This is a genomic window from Crystallibacter permensis (genome assembly GCF_025960875.1).
Taxonomy (GTDB): domain Bacteria; phylum Actinomycetota; class Actinomycetes; order Actinomycetales; family Micrococcaceae; genus Crystallibacter; species Crystallibacter permensis.
The window spans coordinates 67,880-93,539 of record NZ_JAODLR010000006.1 but is presented as its reverse complement, the minus strand read 5'-3'; the positions used below and the strand labels follow the sequence as shown (position 1 = coordinate 93,539).

The following is a 25,660-nucleotide window of genomic DNA, read 5'->3' as shown; positions in this document are numbered from 1 at the left end:
TGACCTCATCTGGTGAGGGATCCGTGCCCATGGCAGAGCGGATCCGCGCTTGCCGAACCAGTCCGGAACGGCCAGGTCGTCACCCGGGGCACCCCGCCGCGGTAGGAGGGTTGCCGGCCAGCAAACCGGGGTTTAGCGCTGGCACTCGTGACCTGCCATCGAGATTATTACCCGGCCGGAGCCGCTGCATCTTTGTTACGGGAACGAAAAGGCGGCCATCCCCGGAAAAGGGGACGGCCGCCGTCGTAATTCGTCACAAAGGCGGTGTCAGCGCAGGTCGTCCGCCTCCACGGAGGCCTCCGGAGCGGTTTCCGGCAGGGGCGCCTCTCGCGGATGGGCGGCCGGACGTTGGCCGCGCAACGCAGGATTGAGCCGGTAGAGCACCTCGTCGTGGAGCGTGCCGTTGGTGGCCAGCGCATTGCCGCCGAACGGGCCGTTCTCGCCCTCGAGCGAGCTGAACCGTCCGCCGGCTTCGGTGACGATCGGCACCAGTGCGGCCATATCATAGAGGTTGAGTTCCGGCTCGCAGGCGATGTCGACGGCGCCCTCGGCCACCATGCAGTAGGACCAGAAGTCCCCGTAGGCTCGGGTGCGCCAGACGGACTCGGTGAGGCCGAGGAACTCCGGGAAGTTGCCCCGTTCCTGCCAGCCGGTGAGGCTGGAGTAGGAGAGCGAGGCGTCTTCCAGCCGGTTGACGTCCGAGACCCGGAGCCGGGTCGCCGCAGACAGCGAGCGTCCCATGTAGGCGCCGGTTCCGGTCGCGGCCCACCAGCGCTTGCCCAAGGCGGGGGCGCTCACCAGCCCGACAACGGGCCGGTCTTCGTCCACCAGTGCGATCAGGGTGGCCCAGACCGGCACCCCGCGGACAAAGTTCTTTGTGCCGTCAATGGGATCGATGATCCAGCGGCGGAAGCCGTGGCCGCTGCTGCCGTACTCTTCGCCGAGGACCGCGTCGCGTGGCCGCGCCCGGGAGAGCTGGCCGCGGATGGCCTCTTCGGCGGTGCGGTCCGCATCCGTGACAGGGGTGAGATCCGGTTTGGTCTCGATTTTCAGGTCCAGCGCCTTGAAGCGGGCCATGGTCTGCGAATCCACGGAATCGGCCATCACGTGGGCCAGGCGCAGATCGTCGTTATAGCTTTGAACGTCACGGGTCATAGGCTTCAACTTATCCTTATTTGGCCGCCGGATGCGGGATGTGAAGTCCTTAACCGACGACGGCGGCGCTACTGGAACCCGAGTTCCTTCGCCTGGGCGCGTTCTTCCGTTCCCAGCAAACGGCGCAGCGACGCCAGCCGCGCCGGGCCTGATTCGCCGGCCTGCCCGGAAGCCACCCACGCGTCCACGCCACAGTTGACGGCGTGGTCGTCGTGCTTGCAGCCCCGCTCGCAGTCGGCGGTCCCGGGCTCCAGATCGGGAAAGGCGGAAATGATCCGGTCCGGGTCCACATGGGCAAGTCCGAAAGAACGGATGCCGGGCGTGTCGATGATCCAGCTGCCGGCCGGGGCATCGGTCAGCTTCAGGGCCAGCGCGGAGGAGGACGTATGCCGTCCCCGCCCGGTCACGGCGTTGACGCCGCCCGTGGCGCGTTCCGCGCCCGTGAGCGCATTGACCATGGTGGACTTGCCGACGCCGGAATGGCCGAGCATGACGCTGACCATCCCGTCCAGATAGCCCTTCAGTTCGGCCACGGCGTCGCGGTCGAGACGGGCCGAAAGCCCGTCGGCGGACCGCGCATCAATCCCGAAGCCCTCCGTGCCGGCGGTCCGGCTGACGATGACGGGCAGATCGAGGTGCCGGTAATTGGAGAGCAGCTCCTCGGGATCCTTCACATCCGCTTTGGTGACGCACAGCAGCGGGCTGATACCGGCGTCGTACGCCGCGACCAGGGCGCGGTCGATAAAACCGGTGCGCGGCACCGGATTGGCGGCGGCCACAACGATGACCAGTTGGTCCGCATTCGCGACGACTACGCGCTCTACCGGGTCTGTGTCGTCGGCGCTGCGGCGCAGCAGCGTCCTGCGTTCCTCGATCCGCACCAGCCGCGCCAAGGCGTCCGGTTCTCCGGTGATGTCTCCAACCAGCGCCACGAAGTCGCCGGCCACTACCGGACTGCGCCGAAGCTCCCGGGCACGGGCGGCGACAACCACCCGTTCCTGGGCGGTGTCTTCATCGACGACCGCAGTGTAGCGGCCACGGTCCACGGTGATGATCCGGCCGATCACGGCGTCTTCGTGGGCAGGCCGTTCCTTGGTGCGCGGACGCGAGCCGCGCTTGTTGGGACGGATGCGGACATCGGACTCGTCCCACGTACGGTTGCCGCGTACCACCTTAGAGCGCTCCCGCCTCGGACTGGCGGACGGAAGTTTCGAACAGCTCCTGCCAAAGCCGGGGGAACTCGGGCATGGTCTTGGCCGTGGTGCCGATATCTTCGACTTCCACGCCCTCGACTGCCAGCCCGATAATGGCTCCTGCCGTAGCCATCCGGTGGTCCTCATACGAATGGAAGACCCCGCCATGCAGCGGTCTCGGACGGATGATCAACCCGTCCTCGGTTTCCTCGGCGTCGCCGCCCAGGGCGTTGATCTCCGCGACCAGAGCCGCCAGCCGGTCCGTTTCATGTCCGCGCAAATGGGCAATTCCGGTGAGTCTGGATTCGCTGCCGGCCAGGGCGCAGAGCGCCGCCGTGGTGGGGGCAAGCTCGCTGGTGTCGGCGAGCTGCGCCCCGGTGATCTCTGCCCCGCCGGTCACGGTGAGAGTGCCGTTCTCGTAGCTGACGGTGGCGCCGAGTTGTGCCAGGATGCTGCGCCACTTATCACCTACCTGAGTGGTTTCCCCCGGCCAGCCCGGGATCCGAACGGTTCCCTTCGTGGCCAGTGCCGCCGCGAGGAAGGGGCCGGCGTTGGAAAGGTCCTGCTCGACGGTGAGGTCGAAGGCCTTGATCCGTCCCGGCCGGACCACCCAGTGGTTCTGCCGGGAATCGTCCACCTCCACTCCGACGCTGCGCAGTACCGCCACGGTCATGGCAACGTGGTCCAGGCTGGGGACGCTTTGGCCGGAATGCTCGAGGTGCAGCCCGTTGCCGAATCTGGCGCCGACCAGCAGCAGCGCCGAAACGAACTGGGAGGAGGCTCCGGAGTCGATGACCAGATGCCCGCCGTCGACGTCGCCGGAAGCGGCCAGCGTGAACGGCAGCGAGCGGTTGCCGCCGTCGTCCAGCCGGACGCCGAGGCCACGCAGAGCGTCGATGGTGCTGCCCATTGGCCGCTGCCTTGCCTGCGGATCGCCGTCGAAGGTGACGGTTCCCGTGCACAGCGCTGCCAGGGGCGGCACGAAGCGCATCACCGTACCGGCCAGCCCGCAATCCACGCGCGTCTCGCCCAGCTGCCGGTCCTGCTCAATAGGGGTGACCAGCAGGTCGGGACCGAATCGGCCTTCGCCCGGCGTTTCCTCGACACGGGCTCCGAGCGCACGCAGCGCTTCGATCATGAGAACCGAATCACGCGAGTGCAGCGGTGCCCGCAGCCGCGACGGGCCGTCCGCCAGGGCAGCGAGCACAAGGTAGCGGTTGGTCAGGGATTTCGAGGCCGGTACGTAAACGGTGGCATCGACCGGCCCGTGGGCGAAAGGTGCGGGCCAGTTAGTGCTGTTGCTGCCGGTGCTTGCTTGCTCAGTCATGAAAACTAGGAACCCACCACATCGGAGGCAGCTGCACGCACTGTCCGTTCAGCCTTCTGCAGCTGCTTGCGGGCATCCTTGCTCAGGGTGCTGGCGTTCTTGCGGGCATCCTTGCTGAAGGACTGCACGTTTTTGCGCGCGTCAGAGGCGAGATGCTCGGCACGCCAGACCAGTCCGGGGCGGCCGTTGGTATCGACGGCCGCCAGCAAAACGCCGCCGATGAGGGATACGTTCTTGAGCAACTGGTTGCGCCGGGTCCGGCGGGATTCAGGCGAGGTAGCGTCCGCGGCGTTGAATTCCACCAGTGCGTTCGCCGCTGCCGTTCCTGCCAGAAGCAGTGCCGCGATGCGTGGGAATTTGCCGATCCCCAGCAAAACGCCGGCCCCAACCTGAGTGGCACCAATGACCTGGGCAACCAGCTTCTCGTTGCCTGTTACCGGTGCTGCGGAGGGGACCATGGTCTGGACCTGCCGCAGGGCCGGCTGGAGCTGGTCCGCGGTGTCCTGCACGTTTCGCAAACGATCGACTCCCGAAGCCACAAACGTTGCGGCAAGCATCGGGCGGGCAACAAAGCGAACGATGGTCATAAGTACCTCCTGGCTGGCGCTGTCCGCAATGCGGAAGCTGTTTCTAGGGCTGCTGGTGACGCTGTTCTCTAGTCTGGCACTTTTGCGCGCAGTGTACATCCTGCGTCGCAACGTCGTCGTCCGCGATGACCGCAGCTGGAATAAGGACAGTGTCTGCATCGTTGTGAAGAAGAGCAATAGGTGCGGGTTCTCGAACATAGCGCCGGCGCCAACGTGTCGAAAGGACAACCAGTGCCATTAGCAACCCTCCAACCTGCTGCGGGCCAGCAGCTACGGTTGGACCCTGCCCGGAAGACCTCCAGCGTAGACTTGGTGCCGATGACAACAGACAAATCCGATGAGGCTGCCCCCCTGGAGGCTGCGGAGGAATCCGCGCCGGCAGCGGCCGCTGACACCGAGACACCAGAAGAACGCAGCGCCCGCTTCGAGCGCGACGCCATGCAGTATGTGGACCAGCTCTACTCAGCTGCCATGCGTATGGCCCGCAACCCCAGCGATGCCGAAGATCTGGTCCAGGAGGCGTACACGAAGGCGTTTTCGGCCTTCCATCAGTACAAGCCGGGGACCAACCTCAAGGCATGGCTCTACCGGATCCTGACCAACACCTATATCAACCTGTACCGCAAACGGCAGCGCGAACCGCTCCAGTCCAACACGGACCAGGTTGAGGACTGGCAGATGTTCCAAGCAGCTTCACACACCTCGACGGGGCTTCGTTCCGCCGAAGCCGAGGCATTGGACCACCTGCCGGATTCGGACGTCAAGGAAGCCCTCCAGGCAATCCCGGAGGAGTTCAGGCTGGCCGTCTACTTTTCAGATGTAGAAGGCTTTGCCTACAAAGAAATATCGGAAATCATGAACACCCCGATCGGAACGGTTATGTCCCGCCTCCACCGCGGACGCAAGCTATTGCGCGATCTGCTGGCCGACTACGCGCACGAACGCGGAATGGGCAAAAAGACGGACAAAACCACAGTGGGGACAAAACAGGAGAACGGCAAATGAGCGACTGCCACGGCTTGGGCGACTGCGAAGACGACCGCATGAAGCGGATCTATGAGTACGTTGACGGCGCGTTGTCCCGCGAGGACCTCAACGAGATCAAACAGCATCTGGACGGCTGCGAGGAATGCGCCCAGGAACACAGCCTGGAGTGCCTGATCCGAAGCGTGGTCAAGAGGTCGTGCCAAGAGGCTGCACCGCAGACACTGAAGGAACGGATTCTGGACCGGATCGGGCATCTCGAAGCCGCTGACCCGGTACAGGCCGACGCCTAGAACTGCCTGCTGGAATAGATAAAGCAGGAACCCCCGCAAACCTGACGGTCTGCGGGGGTTCCTGCTTTATTCAGCTGGCGGGTGACCCGTAAGCCATACCGGAAAACCGGTTGCTTAGGTGTTGGGGCGCTTACCGTGGTTTGCGCCGCCGCGCTTACGGTCACGACGCTTGCGTGCTCGCTTGCTCATAGCTGCCTCCTTACCTGGATGAAAAAGAACTGCGTACCAGTCTCCCACATCCGCCCATGCAGGCCTAACCGGTGACGGCTACTGAACCGGTTTGACGGGCGGACCTCGGCCGGGGGAGCGGAGTCAGGCGGGCTCGGGCAGTTCCAGCCAGCTGTACCAGCCGCGGTGGAGGACCAACCAGGCGATCAATCCGTAGCCGGCCTGTCCGGGAGCGCCGCCGTTAGCGGCAAGATCCGTGCGCCACTGTTCGTGGTTGAGCAGGGGAGTGAAGGTATCAACGTAGACATGTTTGCGCCGGGTCGTGACATCGCCGAATGCGGCCGACAGTTCGGCAAGGCGTTGGTTGCGCTCTGCATCGAGCCCGGGCGGCGGACCGACGACGAAAGCCTTGACGCTTAACTGTGCTGCACCATCAAGAATGTTGGCCAGATTCAGTCGGCTCCGGGCAGTCGTCAGCTCCAGATCCAGGTCGCGGTCGGACAGCCCGATAACGAGCCGGTTTTCGTAGCCGTCATCAAACCGCCGTCCTGCCTCCTGCAGCCAGCGTCCGGCAAGCTCCTCTGTGCCCTCGTTGGGGGATGCCAGAGTGAACGATTCGAGGCTGGCCGGAGCGGGATTGGTACGGGCCAGAGTCCGTCCGAGCCAACCGAGGGCGCGCTGATCACCGGTACCGGCAAGGAGTTCATCGCCGACAGCGGCGATCCTGATTTTGCGTTGCTCCACAAGATGCTTTCTGGTTGGTTAGGGCAGGCGTCTGGTTAAAAAGAAGTGGGTGGGGCGTCTATGCACCCCACCCAACATCTTACTTATTTACGCTCAAACACCTTTTTCAAAAGGACGTCTTGCTCGACAGCGTGCCGTTTGGCGGAACCTGTTGAGGTAGCGGCGGACGCGGGACGGGAAACCAGACGAAGGCTTGTGTCCACCCTCTGCGGCAGCATCATTCCAATAACCGGCCACGGTCCCTGGTTGGCGGGCTCGTCCTGGGCCCAGACCACCTCGGCGTTCGGATACTTGGCCAGTTCGGCCTCGATTTCCTGGGCTGGCAGCGGGTATAGCTGCTCGACCCGGACCAGAGCCGTCTTGGTGTCGCCGTTCTTCTGGCGGGCAGCCAGCAGGTCGTAGTACAGCCGGCCCGATACCAGGACCACCCGGTCGACTTCCCCTGCGTTCAGTTCCTGGATCTCCGGGATGACCGGCTGGAAGCGGCCTTCCGTAAAGTCCTCGACGTTGGCCGCGGCAGCCTTGAGGCGCAGCAGCTGCTTGGGTGTGAAGATGATCAGCGGTTTGCGCGGACGGCTGTAAGCCTGGCGCCGCAGCAGATGGAAGTGCGACGCGGGGGTGGTCGGGTTGGCCACGATCATGTTGTCTTCAGCGCACATCTGCAGGAAGCGTTCAATGCGTGCGGAAGAGTGGTCCGGCCCCTGGCCTTCATAGCCGTGCGGCAGCATGAGGACCAGTGAGGAACGCTGTCCCCATTTTTGCTCGGCCGAGGAGATGAACTCGTCGATAACGGTCTGTGCGCCGTTGACGAAGTCGCCGAACTGCGCCTCCCAGATGACCAGCGCATCCGGCCGCTCCACCGAGTAACCGTATTCGAAGCCCATGGCCGCGTATTCGGAGAGCAGCGAGTCATAGATCCAGAACTTCGCCTGGTCTTCGGACAGCTGCGTCAGCGGTGCCCATTCCTTACCGGATGACCGGTCATGGAAGACGGCGTGGCGCTGGACGAACGTACCGCGGCGCGAGTCCTGGCCGGCCAGACGGACCGGAACGCCTTCCATCAGCAGGCTGCCGAAGGCGGCAATTTCGCCGAAGCCCCAGTCGATGCCGCCTTCACGCGACATCTGCTCGCGCTTCTCCAGCAGGGCCTTGAGCTTCGGGTGCACGGTGAAGCCTTCGGGGATGCTGACGTGCGCCTTGCCGATCTGGGCGAGCACCTCGGTGCTGACAGCGGTGCTGGTCGGTACGCGGACCTCGTCTTCGGCCTGCTGGGACAGCGGGCGTTCGATGTCCGAGACGGCGGCCGCGTCCTTGGTGACAACCGGAATCGGCGAGGTCTGGGCGGCATGCGTTTCGGCGAAGACCCGTTCCAGCCGTTCCTGATAGTCGCGCAGCGCCTGGTCCGCCTCGTCCTGCGTGATGTCGCCGCGGCCGACGAGGGCTTCGGTGTACAGCTTGCGGGTGGAGCGCTTGGCTTCGATCAGGTTGTACATCATCGGTTGGGTCATCGAGGGGTCGTCGCCCTCGTTGTGACCGCGCCGGCGGTAGCAGACCATGTCGATGACAACGTCCTTGTGGAAACGCTGGCGGTAGTCGTACGCAAGCTGTGCCACGCGGACAACGGCTTCGGGATCATCCCCGTTGACGTGGAACACCGGCGCCTGGATCATCTTGGCTACGTCGGTGGAGTACACCGAGGAGCGCGAGGCGTGCGGCGAGGTGGTGAAGCCGACCTGGTTATTGACGACGACATGCACCGTACCGCCAGTGCGGTAGCCGCGTAGCTGGGACAGGTTGAGCGTCTCCGCAACCACGCCCTGGCCTGCGAATGCAGCATCGCCGTGGATGATGATGGGGAGCACACCGAACGCACCGTCGCCCTGGTCGAGACGGTCCTGCTTGGCACGCACGATGCCTTCAACGACCGGGTCAACGGCTTCAAGGTGGGAGGGGTTGGCTGCGAGGTAGACCTTGGTCTCGTTGCCGTTGTCGGAGGTGAAGGTACCCTCGGTGCCCAGATGGTACTTCACATCGCCCGAGCCCTGAACGCTGCGCGGATCCTGCGTCCCCTCGAACTCGCGGAACACCTGCGCGTAGGTCTTGCCGGCAATGTTGGTCAGCACGTTCAAGCGGCCGCGGTGGGCCATGCCGATGGCCACTTCGTCCAGCCCGTCGTCGGCGGCGTCAGAGATCACTGCGTCCAGCAGCGGAATCAGGGATTCGCCACCTTCCAGCGAAAAGCGCTTCTGGCCCACAAACTTGGTTTGCAGGAACGTTTCGAATGCCTCGGCGGCATTGAGCTTGCCCAGGACGCGCAGCTGCTCTTCGCGGCTGGGCTTCGCATACGGGCGCTCCAGCTCGTCCTGGAACCATTTACGTTCTTCAGGATCCTGAATGTGCATGTACTCGATGCCGGTGGTGCGGCAGTAGGCATCGCGGAGCACGCCGAGGATGTCGCGCAGTTTCAGCCGGGATTTGCCGCCGAATCCGCCCGTGACCCACTCGCGGTCCAGATCCCACATGGTCAGGCCGTAAGTGAGGATGTCCAGGTCAGGGTGCTTGCGCTGGACGTACTCCAGCGGGTTGGTATCCGCCATGAGGTGTCCGCGGACCCGGTAAGCGTGAATGAGCTGCTGGATGCGGGCAATCTTGTTGACCTGCAGTTCTACGTCAACCTGGTTGTCCGGACGCCAGCGAACCGGCTCGTACGGGATCCGCAGAGCTTCGAAGATCTCGTCGTAGAAGTCCTGCTCGCCGAGCAGCAGCGACTCTACGAGTCGCAGGAACTCGCCGGAACCGGCGCCCTGGATGACGCGGTGGTCATACGTGGAGGTCAGCGTGATGATCTTGCCAACGCCCTGCGCGGCGATGGTCTTCTCGCTTGCCCCACGGAATTCGGCGGGGTATTCGAGGGCGCCGACGCCGACGATGGTCGCCTGGCCCTTGGACAGGCGGGGTACGGAGTGGACGGTACCGATGCCACCCGGGTTGGTCAGCGAGGATGTGGTGCCCGAATAATCGTCGGCAGTCAGCTTGCCGGCGCGGGCGCGCTTGATGAGGTCCTCGTAGTTATGCCAGAACTCCGCGAAGTTCATGGTTTCAGCCTTCTTGATGTTGGGAACAACAAGGAGGCGGGTACCGTCGGGCTTCGGCATGTCGATGGCTATGCCGAAGTTGACGTGGGCCGGCTGGACCGCAACGGGCTTCCCATCGACCTCGTCGTAGTGCACGTTCTGGCTGGGGAACTGGCCCAGTGCCTTGATGACTGCGTAGCCGATGAGGTGGGTGAAGGAGACCTTGCCACCGCGGGCGCGGGCCAGATTCGAATTGATGACCACGCGGTTGTCGATCAGCAGTTTCGCGGGTACAGCGCGCACTGTCGTAGCCGTCGGGACAGTCAGGCTCTGGTCCATGTTGGTGGCGATGGCCTTGGCCGGACCGCGCAGGACCGTGACCTTGTCATCCTCGGTCTGGGAGTTGGGCGAAGACTTCGGCAGCTGGGCCGGGATGGGAGCCGTCTTCGGCTCGGACTTGCTGGCCGCATCGGCAGCGGCGGCGGGCACTGCCTTGTCCTTGGAAGTGTTGGGTGCAGGCTCGGCATCCGCAGGGATCCGCTTTTCCGCACTGCGGTTGTCCGCGGTGGTTTCGGCGGAAGCCGCTGGGGTGCCCTTGGGCTCCTTGACTACCGGCAGTTGGCGCGTCTGGGGGTCGGTTTCCTCCCTTTCGGCGCGCGGCGCATTGCCATTAGCGGTTTGAGCCGAGCCGGCGCCGGCCGACTCGAAAATGCTCCACCATTTCTTGTCCACCGAATTCTTGTCCTGGAGGTACTGCTCGTAAATTTCGTCGACGAGCCATTCGTTACCGCCGAATTCCTCGGGTAGACGAAGATTGGGATGCTCTGGCACTTGTTATACGCCTCTTCCATGTGTTGCCGCTTGCCCTGCAGACCACACGCTGTGGCCCATGAATAACCTGCTGCAGTCGTCACGGGCGCGTGAGGTGCGTTTGGACGCACCGGGTCTGGACCTCTAGCCAGTCTAATGACACATCCACTGTGCAGGCCAATCTCCTACGATTGTTTTGAAACCAATGTGACGAAGCACCAACAGACCCCTCAGAAGCGGTGCGGCGGTGATTTGGCTCGGCGTCGTAGACTCATGCTGTCGTTGCCTGCACGTCGATTTCAGGAGCAGAACATGCAGTTCATCAATCAGCCGCAGACGGATCTGACCTACTCGGACGTTTTTCTGGTCCCCTCAAGGTCGGAAGTGGTCTCACGGCTGGACGTGGACTTGGCCTCGGGGGACGGAACGGGGACCACGATCCCGCTGGTTGTGGCGAACATGACCGCTGTGACCGGTCGCCGGATGGTGGAGACGATTTCCCGCCGCGGTGGTCTGGCGGTCCTGCCCCAGGATGTTCCCCTCGACGTGCTGGCCGAAGTCACCGGCTGGGTCAAGGCACGCCATGCGGTCTACGAAACCCCGTTGAAACTGCAGCCCTCCAACACCGTCATCGACGCGCTGCACCTGATGAACAAGCGCGCTCATGGAGCCGTTGCGATTGTCGACGGCGAAGGGCGTTGCCTCGGGGTGGTCCGGGCTGACGAATGCGAAGGCGTGGACAGGTTCGCCTCGCTGGAATCGGTCATGCGAGAGCACCCGCTGACGTTGCAGGCATCGATGTTTTCCGGTGAACTCCAGCCTGCGCTTCGGAAGGCCTTCGAGCTTTTCGACGGCGCCGGGGTCGGTTTCGCGCCGGTCGTCGACGACGAGGGTTACCTCCTCGGGGCGCTGACCCGCACCGGTGCGCTGCGCTCAACGATCTACAGCCCTGCCGTGGACGATGAGGGGCGGCTCCGGGTGGCAGCTGCCGTCGGGATCAACGGAGACGTCCAGGCCAAAGCCGCCGCCTTGCTCGAGGCCGGAGTCGACGTTCTTGTTGTCGACACTGCCCATGGGCACCAGCAGAAGATGTTCGACGCCCTGCGGGCTGTACGGGGGCTGGATCCTGCCGTCCCGGTGGTGGCCGGGAACGTGGTCAGCGCGGAAGGGGTACGCGATCTGGTCGCAGCAGGTGCGGACATCGTCAAGGTCGGCGTGGGCCCCGGCGCGATGTGCACCACGCGGATGATGACCGCCGTCGGCCGGCCGCAGTTTTCCGCCGTGTACGAATGCGCGGCGGCCGCCCGTGAGCTCGGCGCCCATGTCTGGGCCGACGGCGGGGTCCGTTACCCCCGGGACGTGGCTCTGGCTTTGGCTGCAGGCGCCAGCCAGGTCATGATCGGTTCCTGGTTCGCCGGGACCTACGAAAGCCCGGGAGACCTGATGACCGACAGCAACGGGCGGCAGTACAAGGAGAGCTTCGGCATGGCCTCCGCACGCGCAGTGCAGTACCGGACGCAGCGCGAAGGGGCGTTCGAGCGTGCCCGCAAAGGCCTGTTTGAGGAAGGCATTTCCTCGTCGAAGATGTATCTTGAACCCGCCCGCCCCGGCGTCGAAGACCTGCTGGACGAAATCACGTCGGGACTGCGCAGTTCCATGACCTATGCGGGCGCGACCGATCTGGCCGAATTCCGTGAGCGGGCCATCGTCGGGGTGCAGTCCGCGGCTGGTTATGAGGAAGGCCGGCCGCTGCCGCAAAGCTGGTAGCGCCTGCTACGCTTAACGAATAATGGACAGCTATTCTAGGCGCCGGTCCGTGGGCACGATTGCAGCAGTGGCAACGCAATCGGATGGCTCACACAGCACCGGCAGACCCCGTACACGTGCCCATCATTCACTTCCTGACGCCCCGGCGGCCGGACAGGAGCCTTCCAGTCCGGGCTCTGACGACAAGCCCCCGCCGGCGCAGTCTGCGCTCATAACTTCACCGCGTGCGGTGGTGGTCCTCTGATGGAGTGGATCCAGATTGCCACCGGCATGCTTTTGATCTTCGGAACCGGCTTCTTCGTGGCGGTTGAATTCGCCCTCGTGGCGCTGGACCAGGCCACCGTGCAGCGGGCCATTGACAAGGGCGACAAGGGCGCCGTTGCGGTGATGAAGTGCCTGAAGTCCCTTTCCACCCAACTCTCCAGCTGCCAGCTGGGCATTACCATGACCACTTTGCTGACCGGTTTCCTGCTGGAGCCGGCCATCAGCAGCCTGCTTCGTGCGCCGCTGGCGATGCTGGCCTTGCCCGAAGCCATCATCCAGACCGCCGGCGTGGTCATCGCCATGACGGTGGCAACCCTGCTCTCGATGCTGATCGGCGAGTTGGTTCCGAAAAATGCCTCCATCGCCCTGCCCATGGCAGTCGGCAAGGCCGTTGCCCGGCCGCAGTTGCTGTTCACCGCAGTATTCAAACCGGCGATTATCGTCCTTAACGGCTTTTCCAACAAGGTGCTTCATCTGTTCGGCCTGGAAGCCAAGGAAGAACTCTCGGGCGCCCGGACACCGTCCGAGCTGGCCTCCCTGGTGCGCCGGTCCGCCGAAATGGGCACGCTGGATGCGGGTACCGCAAACTTCCTGTCCCGGACCTTGAGGTTTTCCGGCCGTTCGGCCGCCGATGTCATGACCCCGCGTATCCGGGTCGAGTTCATCGACGCCGACGACACCGTCGAAGACATCGTGGCGGCTGCCCGGAGAACCGGCTTTTCGAGGTTCCCTATCCTGGGCGACTCGCCGGACGATGTCCGCGGTGTTGTCCACATCAAAAAGGCCATTGGAGTGCCGCGTTGGAAACGGCCTGAGCTGGCCGCCGCAACCATCATGTCCGATGCGCTGCGGGTGCCCGAGACTGTGCACCTGGATTCGCTGCTGTCGGAGCTGCGTGCATCAAACCTGCAGTTTGCCGTCGTTCTCGATGAATACGGTGGCACAGCGGGAGTCGTCACTCTTGAGGATTTGGTGGAAGAAATCGTCGGCGAGGTCTCCGATGAGCACGACCGGGTAAAGCCCGGCGTGCTGCAGAGTGCTGCGGGCAACTGGTACTTCCCCGGGCTGATGCGCCCGGACGAGGTCTCCGAACAGATCCCGCTACTCACGGTTCCGGACGAAGCAGGCTATGAGACCGTCGGCGGATTCATCATGAGCGAGCTGGGCCGCATAGCTGCTGCCGGCGACCGCGTCGACGTACCCGGCGGCGTGCTGGAAGTGGAGCGCATGGACGGACGCCGGGTGGACCGGGTCCGGTTCATTCCGGCTCCGGTGGCCGGCGAGGGCGGCAGTACGACGACGCCCGGGACCGCGGCTGCCGAAGGTGGCGTCCGATGAGCGCGGGTATGGGCATCTTCTGGCTTGTTGTGCTGCTGCTTGGCAACGCCTTCTTTGTCGGTGCCGAATTTGCAGTTATGTCGGCCCGGCGGAGCCAGATCGAACCGCTGGCCGAAGCCGGATCGAAGCGGGCCAAAACCACGCTGTGGGCCATGGAAAACGTTTCCCTGATGCTGGCCTGTGCGCAATTGGGCATTACCGTCTGTTCCTTGCTCATCCTCAATGTCGCCGAGCCGGCCATCAAGGAACTCCTGTTGATTCCGCTGGAGCGCTGGATCGGGATACCGCACGACGTCTCCTATGGAACTTCATTCGTGATCGCCCTCCTGCTGGTGACGTTCCTGCACGTGACCTTCGGCGAGATGGTACCGAAGAACATCTCGGTGTCCACCGCGGATAAGGCGGCCCTGTTGCTGGCCCCGCCTCTGGTCTTTGTCGGCAAGATCGTCAAACCGGTGATCGTTGTCCTGAACTGGTCCGCGAACCACATTCTGCGTGCGATCCGCATTGAGCCGAAGGACGAGGTGACCTCCACCTTCACCCTGGAGGAAGTCCAGTCCATCGTGCAGGAATCCACCCGGCACGGCCTGGTAGAGGACGAAGCAGGGTTGATCTCCAGCTCGCTGGAGTTCTCCGGCCAGACAGCGGAAAGCATCATGGTTCCGCTGGATGACCTGGTCACCATCGGCGTTGACACCACGCCGGCGGAGTTCGAACGGGTAGTGGGCCGGACAGGTTTCTCCCGCTTCGCGGTTGCCGACGGCGACGCTAACCTCACCGGGTATCTGCATCTGAAGGACATCATGACGATTCCCGAGGAGCGGTATTCCACAGCCATTCCGGTGACCAAGGTGCGCACGCTGGCCAACCTGTCGCGCGATGAGGAAATCGAGGACGCGCTGGCTGTCATGCAGCGCACCGGTTCCCATCTGGCCCGCGTGATTGGACTCGACGGCCAGACCCACGGAGTGCTTTTCCTTGAGGACGTGCTCGAGGAACTGGTGGGGGAAATCCGGGACACCACCCAGAATCAGGGTGTGCGCCGACTGGGTGCCTGATCCGGAGACTCCGGCCCGGAGCGTCACGGCTCCGGGCCCCATCAGGCAGCAGACAGCAGCAGTAGGCATTGATGGTAATGCGAACGGTTCGCGTTACGTTACACTGGAAAAGTTCCCTGTTGGTATTGATTCTCATTATGAGTAGATCGAGGTGTCCATGCGGCCGTTCCGTGGTCTGACTGCTATTTCCGGTGTCGCCGGACTCGCACTGATGCTTTCGGCCTGCGGCCAAGGTAGCTCCGAAACCGGTGGGACGGATGGCGGGGAAGCCGGAAAGGTCCAGGTCGTGGCATCCACCGATGTCTACGGCGACTTGGCGGCCACTATCGGCGGGGAGGCCGTGGAGGTGACCTCCATCATCAACAAGATCTCGCAGGACCCCCACTCCTACGAGGCAACCGCCAGAGACAAGCTCGCCGTGTCCGAAGCGGATGTCGTCATCGAAAACGGTGGCGGATATGACCCCTTCCTGCACGGTCTGGTCGATGAAACCGACAAGGACCACGACTACGTCGTCACCGCCGTGGACGTCTCCGGTTTGGCCGGGCAGACCGGGAAATCGGCCCAACCGGAAGCCGACGACGAGCACGCAGGCCACGGACATGTTGAAGGCCTGAACGAACACGTCTGGTATGACTTCGAAACCATGGGCAAGATGGCCGCCGTCGTCGCCGAAAAGCTCAGCGAGCTGGATCCAGCCAATGCCGCGACGTTTGAGGCCAACAGCGCCGCCTTCAACGAGGACATCGACGCCTTAGTGCAGGAGCGCGATGCGCTGGCCGAACGCGCTGGCAATGCCGAGGTGGCGGCCACGGATCCCGTGCCGCATTATTTGCTCGAGGCGCTCGGCCTGCACAACGAGACTCCGGCCGACTTCCTGCAGGCGGTCGAAGAGGGCAGCGATGCCGCGCCGGTTGCCGTCAAGGAGACCCAGGACTTGATCAGCGGGGGAACCGTCAGCTTCGTGGCCTACAACGAGCAGACAGAAGGCCCCCAGACGCAACAGCTGCGTGCCTTGGCGGAAGAGGCCGGCGTCGCCGTCGTTGTTTTCACTGAAACGCTGCCCGAAGGCCAGGACTACGTGTCGTGGATGGGCAGCAATCTGGACAATATTTCCACCGTGCTCGCGGCCTAAGTGACGACCATGACCAGCAGTACTGTGATTGACTTGTCCCAGCCAACCGGACCGAGTACAAGGAACCGTGTGACAACACCCGCCGTCAGCCTGCAGGGGGCCTCCCTTTCCTTTGGCAACCGCGTGCTGTGGCATGATCTGGACCTCGAGATCAACCCGGGCGAGTTCTTTGCAGTGCTCGGGCCGAACGGATCCGGCAAGACGAGTTTCCTGCGGGTACTGCTCGGGCTGCAGCCGCTGACGCACGGAAGTGCGCGTATCAACGGCAGTTCGGTCGCGCGGGGGAGCCGCGATATCGGCTACATCCCGCAGCAGAAGTCATTTGTCCCAGGCACGCCCCTGCGCGCCAGGGACCTTGTTGGCCTCGGCCTGGACGGTCATCGCTGGGGCGTCCGGCTCAATGGGCGCAAGCACCGCCGGCGCGTGGACGAACTGCTGGATTTGGTGGGTGCCGCGTCCTATGCCGAGGCTCCGGTCGGCTTGCTCTCCGGCGGCGAGCAACAGCGGCTGCGGGCCGCCCAGGCGCTGGCTACGGATCCCAAGGTGCTGCTGTGCGATGAGCCGCTGCTGTCGCTGGACCTGCACCATCAGCAGGCAGTGAGTGCATTGATCAATACGCAATGCCATGAGCAGAACAGCGCCGTGGTGTTCGTGACGCACGAAATCAACCCGATCATCGATTACGTGGACCGGGTGCTGTATTTGGCGGGCGGCCAGTTCCGGGTCGGGGCGCCTGAAGATGTTATGACCACCGAAGTCCTGTCGGACATGTACAACAGCCACGTCGAAGTCATCCATAACGAGGGCCGCATCATCGTGGTCGGATTGCCGGACGCCACCACCCATCACCACGGCGGGGAGGACTGAGCATGGACCTCAACGAGTTCATGAACGCGGTCTTCAACTTCGAAGACTACTCGCAGCTGCTTCCGCTGGTGACCAACTCGCTCATCGCCGGAGCCGTGCTCGGCCTGGTCGGCGGGCTCATCGGAACCTTCGTCATGATGCGGGATCTGGCCTTCGCCGTCCACGGCATCGCCGAACTGTCTTTCGCCGGCGCCGCCTTCGCGCTCCTCATCGGCGCCAACGTGGTTTTCGGCTCGCTGCTGGGCTCCGTGGTTGCCGCTGTCATCCTCGGCGTCATGGGCATGCGGGCACGGGACAGGAACTCCATCATCGGGGTCATCATGCCGTTCGGTCTGGGCCTGGGCATTCTTTTCCTGTCCTTGTACGAGGGCAGGTCCGCGAATAAGTTCGGCCTGCTCACCGGGCAGATCGTCTCGGTAGACACCGTGCAACTGAATGTGATGCTGGGGTGCTCGCTGTTCGTCATCGTGGCCCTGCTGGCGATCTGGCGGCCCCTGACGTTTGCCAGCGCGGATCCGGATCTTGCCGAAGCCCGGGGAGTGCCCGTGGGCAAGCTGGCCATCGGGTTCATGTTCCTGCTGGGCCTGGCGGTCGCCCTGTCCATCCAGATAGTGGGCGCGCTGCTGGTGCTGGCGTTGGTCATCACACCGTCTGCTGCCGCACTTCGGGTCACCGCTTCGCCTCGCCTGGTGGTCGGCTTGAGCGTAATCTTCGCGTTGGTTTCCGTGGTGGGTGGCATTCTGCTGGCTTTGGGCGGGCGGATTCCGATCAGCCCCTACGTCACCACGATCTCGTTCCTGATCTACCTGGTCTGCCGGTTGATCGGTGCACGGCGCGACAAGCTGGGCAGGACACGTCGAAGTGCTTCCCTGGACATCGCTGCGGTGAAAGTTACTGCCGCTTAGCGCTGCATTCCGGGCAGAGCCCGTACATTTCCACGGTGTGTGCGACTTGCGTGTAGCCGTGTTCGGCCGCAACACGGGAGGCCCACTGTTCCACTGCCGGCGCCTCGATCTCCACGGCCTTGCCGCAGTCCCTGCAGAGCAGGTGGTGATGGTGGTGCTCAACGGCGCAGCGCCGGTACACGGCCTCGCCGTCGTCCTTGCGCAGCACATCCACCTGCCCGTCCTCGGCCATGGACTGCAGAATCCGATACGTGGTAGCCAGCGAGACGGAGTCACCGCGGCCGTGCAGCAGCCGGTGCAGTTCCTGGGTACTGACGAAATCATCGAGGCTGTCCAGCGCGCCGCTGACGGCGAGCCGCTGCCGGGTCACTCGTTGCTCGGAACCGCGGCGGGGCGCCTGGGAATCGGCAGAGGGGGTCGACATTGCGTGGGAGGTCTCCTTGACAGCGGGTGGTGCGGCCTGAAGGCTGATCTCCAGCCTATCAGCCGGCCCGGGACCGGTTGCCGGATGGCACCGGCTGGGTAGGCTGGGACCATGCTGCTAACCAAGTACACCCACGCATGTGTCAGGCTTGAGCGCGACGGCCAGGTGCTGGTCCTCGATCCCGGAAACCTTTCCGAAGTCGACCAGGCTCTGGACGGTGCCGGCACCGTCCTGATTACTCACGAACACGAGGACCATGTCGACCGGGAGCGGCTGCCTTCCGCCATCCTTGCCATGCCGGAATTGCAGGTCTACGCCCCGTCAGGTGTGGCCGAGGAACTGCGTGCGCTGGTGCCCGAGGCCGCCGCGCGAATCCATGCATCGGACTCCGGAACCCGGTTTTCGATCCCCGGCTTCGACATCCGCACGTTTGGCGGGCAGCACGCCCTGATCCACCCGCACATCCCCGTGGTGGCCAACATTGGTTACCTGATTAATGACGAGGTGTACCACCCGGGGGATTCCTTTATCGTGCCCCATGGCCTGCAGGTTTCAACGGTACTGGTGCCGATCCACGCCCCCTGGTCCAAAGTCGGTGAGGTGATCGATTTTGTCACCGCAATGCGCGCAGAGCGGGCGTTCCCGATTCATGACGGCCTGCTGAACAGCGCGGGCAAGGGTATTGTCGAAAAACATGTGACGTCTTTCGGCGAACGGTACGGCACGCGCTACGAGCATCTGGAGCCGGGGCAGAGCGTCACAGTGTGAAAACCCAGCTGCCCGAACCCTTGGGCAGCAGCACATCCGCCGGCAACGGGGCCGGCAACAGTTCAGGAGGAGATCTCATGAGGACTCTGATGGACGTACGGACCCTGCAGGACCGGATGACCTCCGGCCTCCGCACGGTTGTACTCGATGTCCGCTGGGCGCTGGGCGACCCCCACGGCCGCGAACACTATCTTGGCGAGCACATTCCCGGCGCTGTCTACGTCGATCTGGAAACGCAGTTGGCCGCACCGCCGTCCCCGCGGGCCGGGCGCCATCCGCTGCCGGACGCTGCCGCTTTCGAGGAAGCAGCACGGGAATGGGGAATTAACAACGGGGATATTGTGGTCGCCTATGACAATGTGGGCGGGCTATCCGCCGCACGGCTGTGGTGGCTGCTCAAAGACGGCGGCTTTGTCAACGTCTTCCTGCTCGACGGCGGACTGGCAGCCTGGCGGGATGCGGGCTTTGAAACCGATCGCGGCGACGAAATGCCAAGCCTCGGCTGCGTCACCTTGAAGCCGGGCCACATGCCCGTGCTGGAACTCGACGAAGTCACGGAGTTTACCAGCTACGGGCTGCTGCTCGATGCCAGGGCACCGGAGCGGTACCGCGGCGAGAACGAACCGGTGGATCCGAAGGCGGGTCATATCCCCGGCGCCGTCAACGCTCCGGCCGGCTCCAATCTGGATGCAGCGGGCAGGTTCCTGCCCCCGGAACGGCTGGCCGCCAGATTCGGCGAGCTGGGTGTGCTGCCGGGCCGGGCGATTGGAGTCTACTGCGGGTCTGGCGTTACGGCGGCCCATGAGGTTGCCGCGCTGGCCCACGCCGGCCTCGAGGCGGCCTTGTTCCCCGGTTCCTGGTCGCAGTGGTCGCAACGTTCGGAACTGCCAGTGGCTTTGGGAAGCGAGCCGGGCGGGCACGCGGTCGACGCCACCTCTGAACCAGGGACAGCGCCGCGTTCGCAACTGGCAGGCTGATGCGGCAACAGGGTAGCGTCGCTGTATGAGTCTTGGCCGCCCCCAACCGCCGCCGTTGGGCCAGCCCCTGCCAGCGCCGAATCCAAGGAGATCCATGAGCACCGCGCAGGCCTATGCCGCGACATCGCCGACGTCGGGGCTTCTTCCCCTGCAGATCGAGCGGCGTGAGCCCGAACCCCACGACGTGGAAATCGCGATTGCCTTCTGCGGACTGTGCCATTCGGATGTGCATGCTGTGCGCAGCGAGTGGCGGCCGTCGCGGTATCCGCTGGTGCCCGGCCACGAGATCGTCGGACGGGTGACGGGGATTGGACAGGACGTGACGCTCCACGCGATCGGTGATCTGGTAGGCGTGGGCTGTCTGGTGGATTCCTGCCGCGAATGCGTCAGCTGCGAAGAGGGCCTGGAACAGTACTGCGAGAACGGCTCCACCGGTACGTACGGTGTGCCCGATCGGCGGCGCGGGGGCGAGCCTACCCAGGGCGGCTACGCCACCTCGATCGTCGTCGACGAAAATTACTGTCTGCGCGTTCCGGAGAGCCTCGACCCGGCGGCCACCGCCCCGCTGCTGTGTGCCGGCATCACCGTCTACTCACCCATGAGGTACTTCGGCGTGGAGGCCGGCGACTCGGTGGGTGTTGTGGGTCTGGGCGGCCTCGGGCACATGGCCGTCAAGCTCGCCAAGGCCATGGGCGCCGAGGTCACGGTGTTCACTACGTCGGAAGGCAAGGCCGAGGCAGCCCGCGTACTGGGGGCAGACCGGGTAGTCCTCTCCTCGGAGCGCGCCGCGATGGCGCACGTCCGGGACAGCATCGACCTGATCATCGACACCGTCGCCGCTGCCCACGATCTCGGTCCCTACCTGCGGACCATCCGCAGGGATGGCGCGCTCATCCAGCTGGGGTTGCCACCGGATGACATGCCACCGGTTCCGGTTGGCGCGCTCATCCGCAAGCGCATCGCCTACGGCGGCTCCATGATCGGCGGGATCGCCGAGACCCAGGAGATGCTGGATTTCTGCGCCGAACACAACATCACTTCCGATATCGAAATGGTCACCGCCGACCAGCTCAATGACGCGTACGACCGCATGGTTGCCGGTGATGTGCAGTACCGGTTTGTCCTGGATATAGCATCTGTGAAGGAGACAGCATGAGCACCCTGTTCACGAAAATCATCAACGGTGAGATCCCCGGCAAATTCGTGTGGAAGGACGACGACGTCGTTGCTTTCCTCAGCATCGGCCCGCTGGCCGATGGCCACACGCTGGTGGTTCCGCGTCAGGAAGTGGACCGCTGGACGGACGCGCCGGCGGAGCTGTGGCAGAAGGTGACGGCCGTTGCCCAGACCATCGGCAAGGTGCAGGTTGAGGCGTTCGGCGTGCCGCGGGCAGGCATGATCATCGCCGGGTTCGAGGTGGACCACCTCCACCTCCACGTGTGGCCGGCCAGCTCGGAAGCCGAGTTCGATTTCAAGCGGGCAGAGCAGAACCCGGATCCCGAACGTATGGAGAACAACGCCCGGCAACTGCGCACGGGACTGCGCGACGCCGGCTACGGCGAATTCGTCCCGGCAGATTAGCCAGTGACGCCGGGCCGTCCGTCCGGCGTCACTGGCCGAGGGCCTCGTTCAGGGCAGCACGCACGCGCTTCTCCGAAATGGAATAGGCCGTTCCCAGTTCCTGGGCGAAGAAGCTGACCCTCAGTTCCTCGAGCATCCACCGCACCTTACGCAGCGCCCCGGGATGCCGCGAGCCGGGACGCAGAGCCGCCACGGCGTCGTCGTACTCGTCTTCAAGCTTTTGCACGGCCGCCATCTGCTGGCCGTCCCGCGCCACGTTGGTTGGCAGCTTCTCCAGCCTGCGCTCGATCGCGGCCAGATAGCGGGGAAGATGGCTCAGCTGGGCATAGCCCGTGCGGGCGACGAAACCGGGGTAGACCAGCTGCTCGAGTTGGCTCTTGATATCGTTCAGCGCGCTGATCAGGGCCAGGCTCGTGCTGGCCTTGAGCGATTTCTGGATCCGCCGGTTGCCGGAGAGAATCTTTTCGACGACGGCCGTCACGGAGAAGACGGTGTCGATCAGTTCCGCACGGACTACCTCATACAGGCGGTCGAATTCTTCCCTGGACCAGGGCAGCTCCTGCGGCACCAGCTTGTCGATGGCCGCCAGCGTGCAGTCATCGATCAACGAGGCGACGGAGCCGTGCGGGTTCTGGCTGAAGGTGAGTTTCTCGGTGTTGTTCAAATGGTCCAGCACGTAGCGCTGCGGGGACGGCACCCGAAGCGCCAGCAACCGGATGACGCCGGAGCGCATGGCGGACTCCTGCTCCGCGGCATTGGGATAGATCCGCTGCGCGACCGTCTGGCCTTCATCCACGAACGCCGGATAGCCGGTGACCGTGTGGCCCGCTACCAACCGCTTGACCTCGCGTTCAAGCGTGCCGCCCGCCCACTCGGTCAGCCCTGTCTGTTCCCTGATCCCCGTGGTCTGAGGAGCAGCAGGCGTCGATGCCTTCGCCTGCTTTGCCGGCTTGGCCGTCTTGGGGGTGGCACCGAGTGATTCGGCGATGGCGCGGCGGGTCTGGGGTGCAAGTTCTTCCTGCAGCCGGGCCAGGTCCTTGTCTTCGCCGAGGACTTTTCCGCGCGAGTCCACCACACGGAACGTCATCCGCAGGTGCGGCGGCACTACCTCCCAGTTCCATGAACCAGGCGGGACAACGTGTCCTTTGAGCCGGCGGAGCACCAGCTCCAGCGAGGGCTCCAGCCCGTCTTCTTCCGGAACAAACTCCTCGGCAAGAGCCGCGGCAGCCGTACGGGCAACATCGGGGGCCGGCACAAAGTTCTTGCGCACCTGCTTGGGCAGGGACTTGATCAAGGCGGTGACCAGGTCTGCCCGCAGGCCGGGAATCTGCCAGCGGAAAGGCGCCGGATCGAGCTGGTTCAGGAACAGCACCGGGACTTCCGCCGTGACACCGTCCGAGGGATTGGGTGTGCCGCCGGGAGCTACCGGCGAAAATTCGTAGCTCAGCGGTAGCTCGAACGAGCCTTGGCGCCAAATTTTCGGGAAGGCACCGGCATCGAGCTCTTCGGCTTCTTCGGTCAGGAGCGCATCGGGGTCGAAGTCCAGCAGCGCTGGATTTTCCTGCCGTGCCGCCTTCCACCACTTGTCGAAGTGGCGTTCAGAGACCACGTTCTCGCCGATGCGCTGATCGTAGAACTCGAAAAGCGCCTCATCATCCACGCGCAGGCCGCGTCGGCGGGTACGCGTTTCCAGCTCTTCGACCTCGGCCAGCAGGGCGCGGTTGCGGTGGAAGAACTTGTGGTGCGTACGCCAGTCACCTTCAACCAGGGCATGGCGGATAAACAGGTCCCGGCTAAGTTCACGGTCGATCCTGCCGTACTGGATGCGCCGCTGCGGGATGATTGGGACGCCGTAAAGCGTGACCTTCTCATAGGCCATGACCGAACCCAGACGACGGGACCAGTGCGGCTCGGAATAGGTTCGTTTGAGCAGCTGCGGGGCGATTTCCTCGGCCCACACGGGATCGAACCGGGCAGCTACCCGGGCCCACAGCCGGGACGTCTCCACCAGCTCGGCCGCCATGACCCATTCCGGTGACTTCTTGAACAAGGCAGAACCGGGGAAAATCGCGAAGCGGGTGCCGCGGGCACCGGCGTATTCGCGTTTGCGCTCCTCGTAGGCGCCGATGTGGCTGAGCAGGCCGGCCAGCAGGCTCTTGTGGATGTCGTCATTTTTGCCCACAGGGTCTACTTCGCTGCCGGCGGAGAGCGTGATGCCGAGCGGCTTGGCGAGCTGCCTCAGCTGGGCAAACAGGTCCTGCCATTCACGGATCCGCAGATAGTTGATGAACTCGGTGCGGCAGAGCTTGCGGAACTGGGTGGAGGAAAGTTCCTTCTGTTTGTCCTGCACGTAGCGCCACAGGTTCAGGATGCCGGTGAAGTCCGAGTTCTCGTCCACGAAGCGCTTGTGCAGTTCGGCGGCCTGCTGCTGCTTGCTGCCGCTGTCCGCAGACGGCCGTTCACGCGGATCCTGGATGGTCAGTGCCGCAGCGAGGATCATGACCTCGCGGACGCACCCGCGTTTGCCTGCTTCGACAATCATGCGGCCCAGACGGGGATCCACCGGCAACTGGGCTAGCTGGTGCCCGACGGCGGTCAGGCCGGGTTCGCGGCGCGGGCCGCGGCCGCCGCCGCGGCCGGAGGCTTGCGGTTCGCGGACCGCGTCCGCCGGATTGCCCGGGTCAGCCAGGGCGCCCAGCTCGCGGAGGAGGTTGACGCCGTCGTTAATCGCCCGGGTCTCCGGCGGCTCGACGAACGGGAAATTCTCGATGTCCTTCGGGCTGCGGGCCACACCCATGGCTGTCATCTGGAGGATAACAGCGGCCAAATTGGTGCGCAGGATTTCGGGATCGGTGAACTCGCGCCTGGCCTCGAAGTCCTCTTCCGAATACAGCCTGATCGCGATGCCGTCACTGACACGGCCGCAGCGGCCGGAGCGCTGGTTGGCGGAGGCCTGGGAGATCCGTTCGATCGGCAAACGTTGGACCTTGGTGCGGTGCGAATATCTTGAGATGCGGGCCGTGCCGGTATCGATGACGTATTTGATCCCGGGTACAGTCAGCGACGTTTCCGCCACGTTGGTGGCCAGGACGATCCGGCGACGCCCGCCGGTGCCGGGCGAAAAGACCCTGTGCTGTTCGGCCAGGGAGAGCCGGGCATAGAGCGGCAGGATCTCGGTTCCCGCCAACCGGCGGTTGGTTTGCACCCGAGCCCGCAAGGCGTCCGCGGCGTCGCGGATTTCCCGCTCCCCGGAGAAGAAGACGAGGATGTCCCCGTGGGCTTCGCCGGCCAGTTCGTCCACGGCATCGCAGACCGCGTCAAGAGGGTCGCGGTCCTCCTCCAGCTCGTCGTCCGAGTCGATGGTGCCGGCCGGCATGTTGAGCGGGCGGTACCTGATTTCCACCGGGTAGGTGCGGCCCGAAACTTCGATGATCGGCGCCGGTTCATCGTCGCCGAAATGCTTGGCGAAGCGCTCCGGATCAATGGTGGCGGAGGTGATGATGACTTTCAGATCGGGGCGCTGCGGCAGAATGCGCTTGAGGTAGCCCAGAATGAAATCGATGTTGAGGCTTCGTTCGTGCGCCTCGTCGATGATGATGGTGCTGTATTTCTTCAGCAGCTTGTCATGCTGGATTTCGGCGAGCAGAATACCGTCCGTCATGAGCTTGACCCGGGTGCTGCGGCCGACTTGACCGGTGAATCGCACCTGGAAGCCGACTTCCTCGCCCAGCTTGACGTCAAGTTCTTCCGCAATCCGCTCGGCAACGGTGCGGGCGGCGAGCCTGCGAGGCTGGGTATGGCCGACCAAGCCCTTCTCCGCGAGCCCCAACTCAAGGCACATTTTGGGAATCTGGGTGGTCTTCCCCGAGCCGGTTTCGCCCGCAATGATGGTGACCTGGTTGGCGGCAATGGCCGCCATGATGTCATCCCGCCGTTCCGAAACCGGCAACATCTCGGGATAGGTGATTTTCAGTGTCATGATTGCGCACCAGTTTATCGGTTCCCAAGCATCCACACATCCATGGACAGAACCGTAGCCGAACTGGCATTTCGATACGGATCGTCCGTTCTTAGGCCCGTATGAGTGGACTCTTGTCCTAAGCCTGCACTGAAGATTAGACAATGTGACGCTGTTCACAGGTACTATCAGAGTGGACTTTCCGCAGGGAATGACTGTCCGTGTCCGCAGCCGGGTAATGACGCCGCCGGCAAGTGGCAAATTCCACCGTCAGCAACGTGGT

At 64.0% G+C, this 25,660-nt stretch carries 21 protein-coding genes and 1 riboswitch; of the genes, 12 read left to right on the top strand and 9 right to left on the bottom strand.

Features of this window, described 5'->3' with window-relative positions:
- Positions 1-40: 40 nt before the first annotated feature.
- Positions 41-153: riboswitch (SAM riboswitch) on the bottom strand.
- 114 nt (positions 154-267) lie between these two features.
- The 4 genes from hisN to B0G38_RS09190 all read right to left on the bottom strand — a co-directional run bounded on the left by hisN (position 268) and on the right by B0G38_RS09190 (position 4,262).
- Positions 268-1,155: a histidinol-phosphatase gene (gene hisN / locus B0G38_RS09205; protein ID WP_264669164.1), complete on the bottom strand. Its 888-nt coding sequence runs from the start codon at positions 1,153-1,155 to the stop codon at positions 268-270.
- 68 nt (positions 1,156-1,223) lie between these two features.
- The gene (gene rsgA, locus B0G38_RS09200) at positions 1,224-2,327 is read right to left on the bottom strand and encodes a ribosome small subunit-dependent GTPase A (RefSeq protein WP_264669163.1); all 1,104 of its coding nucleotides are present in this window, start codon (positions 2,325-2,327) and stop codon (positions 1,224-1,226) included.
- Between the two features lies 1 nt (position 2,328).
- Positions 2,329-3,675: a 3-phosphoshikimate 1-carboxyvinyltransferase gene (gene aroA, locus B0G38_RS09195; RefSeq protein ID WP_264669162.1), complete on the bottom strand. Its 1,347-nt coding sequence runs from the start codon at positions 3,673-3,675 to the stop codon at positions 2,329-2,331.
- 5 nt (positions 3,676-3,680) lie between these two features.
- The gene (locus B0G38_RS09190) at positions 3,681-4,262 is read right to left on the bottom strand and encodes a DoxX family protein (protein ID WP_169994247.1); all 582 of its coding nucleotides are present in this window, start codon (positions 4,260-4,262) and stop codon (positions 3,681-3,683) included.
- A gap of 318 nt (positions 4,263-4,580) precedes the next feature.
- Here B0G38_RS09190 and B0G38_RS09185 point away from each other — a divergent pair, with 318 nt between their 5' ends.
- Both B0G38_RS09185 and rsrA read left to right on the top strand, forming a co-directional pair.
- Entirely contained in the window at positions 4,581-5,267 is a 687-nt protein-coding gene (locus B0G38_RS09185; RefSeq protein ID WP_169994249.1) for a sigma-70 family RNA polymerase sigma factor, read from the top strand.
- Positions 5,264-5,539 carry a mycothiol system anti-sigma-R factor gene (gene rsrA, locus B0G38_RS09180; RefSeq protein ID WP_169994250.1) on the top strand — a complete coding sequence of 92 codons (276 nt, stop codon included), beginning with the start codon at positions 5,264-5,266 and terminating at the stop codon, positions 5,537-5,539. The genes B0G38_RS09185 and rsrA overlap by 4 nt, the downstream gene beginning before the upstream one ends.
- 114 nt (positions 5,540-5,653) lie before the next feature.
- Here the strand turns inward: rsrA and B0G38_RS23325 are convergent, their stop codons facing one another.
- The 3 genes from B0G38_RS23325 to B0G38_RS09170 form a co-directional block, all read right to left on the bottom strand.
- Complete coding sequence (locus B0G38_RS23325; RefSeq protein ID WP_369299106.1) at positions 5,654-5,728, bottom strand: 50S ribosomal protein bL37; 75 nt, start codon at positions 5,726-5,728, stop codon at positions 5,654-5,656.
- 123 nt (positions 5,729-5,851) lie between these two features.
- Positions 5,852-6,451, bottom strand: a complete 600-nt coding sequence (locus tag B0G38_RS09175) for a GDSL-type esterase/lipase family protein (RefSeq protein ID WP_074701639.1) — start codon at positions 6,449-6,451, stop codon at positions 5,852-5,854.
- A gap of 83 nt (positions 6,452-6,534) precedes the next feature.
- Entirely contained in the window at positions 6,535-10,356 is a 3,822-nt protein-coding gene (locus tag B0G38_RS09170) for a multifunctional oxoglutarate decarboxylase/oxoglutarate dehydrogenase thiamine pyrophosphate-binding subunit/dihydrolipoyllysine-residue succinyltransferase subunit (RefSeq protein ID WP_264669161.1), read from the bottom strand.
- Between the two features lie 291 nt (positions 10,357-10,647).
- Here B0G38_RS09170 and guaB1 point away from each other — a divergent pair, with 291 nt between their 5' ends.
- The 6 genes from guaB1 (at position 10,648) to B0G38_RS09140 (ending at position 17,669) form a co-directional block, all read left to right on the top strand.
- Entirely contained in the window at positions 10,648-12,102 is a 1,455-nt protein-coding gene (guaB1, locus tag B0G38_RS09165) for a GMP reductase (RefSeq protein WP_264669160.1), read from the top strand.
- 243 nt (positions 12,103-12,345) lie between these two features.
- Entirely contained in the window at positions 12,346-13,704 is a 1,359-nt protein-coding gene (locus B0G38_RS09160) for a hemolysin family protein (RefSeq protein ID WP_264669159.1), read from the top strand.
- Positions 13,701-14,762 (top strand): hemolysin family protein, encoded by a 1,062-nt coding sequence (locus B0G38_RS09155; RefSeq protein WP_264669158.1) that lies wholly within the window; start codon positions 13,701-13,703, stop codon positions 14,760-14,762. Before B0G38_RS09160 ends, B0G38_RS09155 begins: the two co-directional genes overlap by 4 nt.
- A gap of 286 nt (positions 14,763-15,048) precedes the next feature.
- A complete protein-coding gene (locus B0G38_RS09150) occupies positions 15,049-15,897 on the top strand; it encodes a metal ABC transporter solute-binding protein, Zn/Mn family (protein ID WP_264669157.1) in 849 nt (282 codons plus the stop codon).
- Positions 15,898-15,966: 69 nt separating this feature from the next.
- Positions 15,967-16,764, top strand: coding sequence for a metal ABC transporter ATP-binding protein (locus tag B0G38_RS09145; RefSeq protein ID WP_264669156.1), 798 nt, complete (start codon positions 15,967-15,969; stop codon positions 16,762-16,764).
- Between the two features lie 2 nt (positions 16,765-16,766).
- Entirely contained in the window at positions 16,767-17,669 is a 903-nt protein-coding gene (locus B0G38_RS09140) for a metal ABC transporter permease (protein ID WP_264669155.1), read from the top strand.
- On the opposite strand, the gene B0G38_RS09135 is transcribed toward B0G38_RS09140, so the two are convergent.
- Complete coding sequence (locus tag B0G38_RS09135; RefSeq protein WP_169994263.1) at positions 17,656-18,093, bottom strand: Fur family transcriptional regulator; 438 nt, start codon at positions 18,091-18,093, stop codon at positions 17,656-17,658. The two genes, B0G38_RS09140 and B0G38_RS09135, sit on opposite strands and share 14 nt — an antisense overlap.
- Positions 18,094-18,204: 111 nt before the next feature.
- Here B0G38_RS09135 and B0G38_RS09130 point away from each other — a divergent pair, with 111 nt between their 5' ends.
- The 4 genes from B0G38_RS09130 (at position 18,205) to B0G38_RS09115 (ending at position 21,419) form a co-directional block, all read left to right on the top strand.
- On the top strand, positions 18,205-18,861 hold the full coding sequence (locus tag B0G38_RS09130) for an MBL fold metallo-hydrolase (protein WP_264669154.1): 657 nt from the start codon (positions 18,205-18,207) through the stop codon (positions 18,859-18,861).
- Positions 18,862-18,938: 77 nt separating this feature from the next.
- Positions 18,939-19,838, top strand: coding sequence for a sulfurtransferase (locus B0G38_RS09125; RefSeq protein ID WP_264669153.1), 900 nt, complete (start codon positions 18,939-18,941; stop codon positions 19,836-19,838).
- A gap of 25 nt (positions 19,839-19,863) precedes the next feature.
- Positions 19,864-20,994 (top strand): NAD(P)-dependent alcohol dehydrogenase, encoded by a 1,131-nt coding sequence (locus B0G38_RS09120; protein ID WP_319801234.1) that lies wholly within the window; start codon positions 19,864-19,866, stop codon positions 20,992-20,994.
- Entirely contained in the window at positions 20,991-21,419 is a 429-nt protein-coding gene (locus tag B0G38_RS09115; RefSeq protein ID WP_264669151.1) for an HIT family protein, read from the top strand. The genes B0G38_RS09120 and B0G38_RS09115 overlap by 4 nt, the downstream gene beginning before the upstream one ends.
- Before the next feature lie 28 nt (positions 21,420-21,447).
- Here B0G38_RS09115 and hrpA read toward each other — a convergent pair whose 3' ends face one another.
- Positions 21,448-25,398 carry an ATP-dependent RNA helicase HrpA gene (hrpA, locus tag B0G38_RS09110; RefSeq protein WP_264669150.1) on the bottom strand — a complete coding sequence of 1,317 codons (3,951 nt, stop codon included), beginning with the start codon at positions 25,396-25,398 and terminating at the stop codon, positions 21,448-21,450.
- Positions 25,399-25,660 lie beyond the last annotated feature (262 nt).

What these genes read in the sequence shown, in the direction of transcription:
- B0G38_RS09130 (WP_264669154.1), top strand. Translation starts at nt 18,205, where the DNA reads ATGCTGCTAACCAAGTACACCCACGCATGTGTCAGGCTTGAGCGCGAC.
- rsrA (WP_169994250.1), top strand. Translation starts at nt 5,264, where the DNA reads ATGAGCGACTGCCACGGCTTGGGCGACTGCGAAGACGACCGCATGAAG.
- hrpA (WP_264669150.1), bottom strand. Translation starts at nt 25,398, where the DNA reads ATGACACTGAAAATCACCTATCCCGAGATGTTGCCGGTTTCGGAACGG.
- B0G38_RS09185 (WP_169994249.1), top strand. Translation starts at nt 4,581, where the DNA reads ATGACAACAGACAAATCCGATGAGGCTGCCCCCCTGGAGGCTGCGGAG.
- B0G38_RS09155 (WP_264669158.1), top strand. Translation starts at nt 13,701, where the DNA reads ATGAGCGCGGGTATGGGCATCTTCTGGCTTGTTGTGCTGCTGCTTGGC.
- guaB1 (WP_264669160.1), top strand. Translation starts at nt 10,648, where the DNA reads ATGCAGTTCATCAATCAGCCGCAGACGGATCTGACCTACTCGGACGTT.
- hisN (WP_264669164.1), bottom strand. Translation starts at nt 1,155, where the DNA reads ATGACCCGTGACGTTCAAAGCTATAACGACGATCTGCGCCTGGCCCAC.
- B0G38_RS09190 (WP_169994247.1), bottom strand. Translation starts at nt 4,262, where the DNA reads ATGACCATCGTTCGCTTTGTTGCCCGCCCGATGCTTGCCGCAACGTTT.
- B0G38_RS09120 (WP_319801234.1), top strand. Translation starts at nt 19,864, where the DNA reads ATGAGTCTTGGCCGCCCCCAACCGCCGCCGTTGGGCCAGCCCCTGCCA.
- B0G38_RS09135 (WP_169994263.1), bottom strand. Translation starts at nt 18,093, where the DNA reads ATGTCGACCCCCTCTGCCGATTCCCAGGCGCCCCGCCGCGGTTCCGAG.
- B0G38_RS09125 (WP_264669153.1), top strand. Translation starts at nt 18,939, where the DNA reads ATGAGGACTCTGATGGACGTACGGACCCTGCAGGACCGGATGACCTCC.
- B0G38_RS09115 (WP_264669151.1), top strand. Translation starts at nt 20,991, where the DNA reads ATGAGCACCCTGTTCACGAAAATCATCAACGGTGAGATCCCCGGCAAA.
- B0G38_RS09140 (WP_264669155.1), top strand. Translation starts at nt 16,767, where the DNA reads ATGGACCTCAACGAGTTCATGAACGCGGTCTTCAACTTCGAAGACTAC.
- aroA (WP_264669162.1), bottom strand. Translation starts at nt 3,675, where the DNA reads ATGACTGAGCAAGCAAGCACCGGCAGCAACAGCACTAACTGGCCCGCA.
- B0G38_RS09160 (WP_264669159.1), top strand. Translation starts at nt 12,346, where the DNA reads ATGGAGTGGATCCAGATTGCCACCGGCATGCTTTTGATCTTCGGAACC.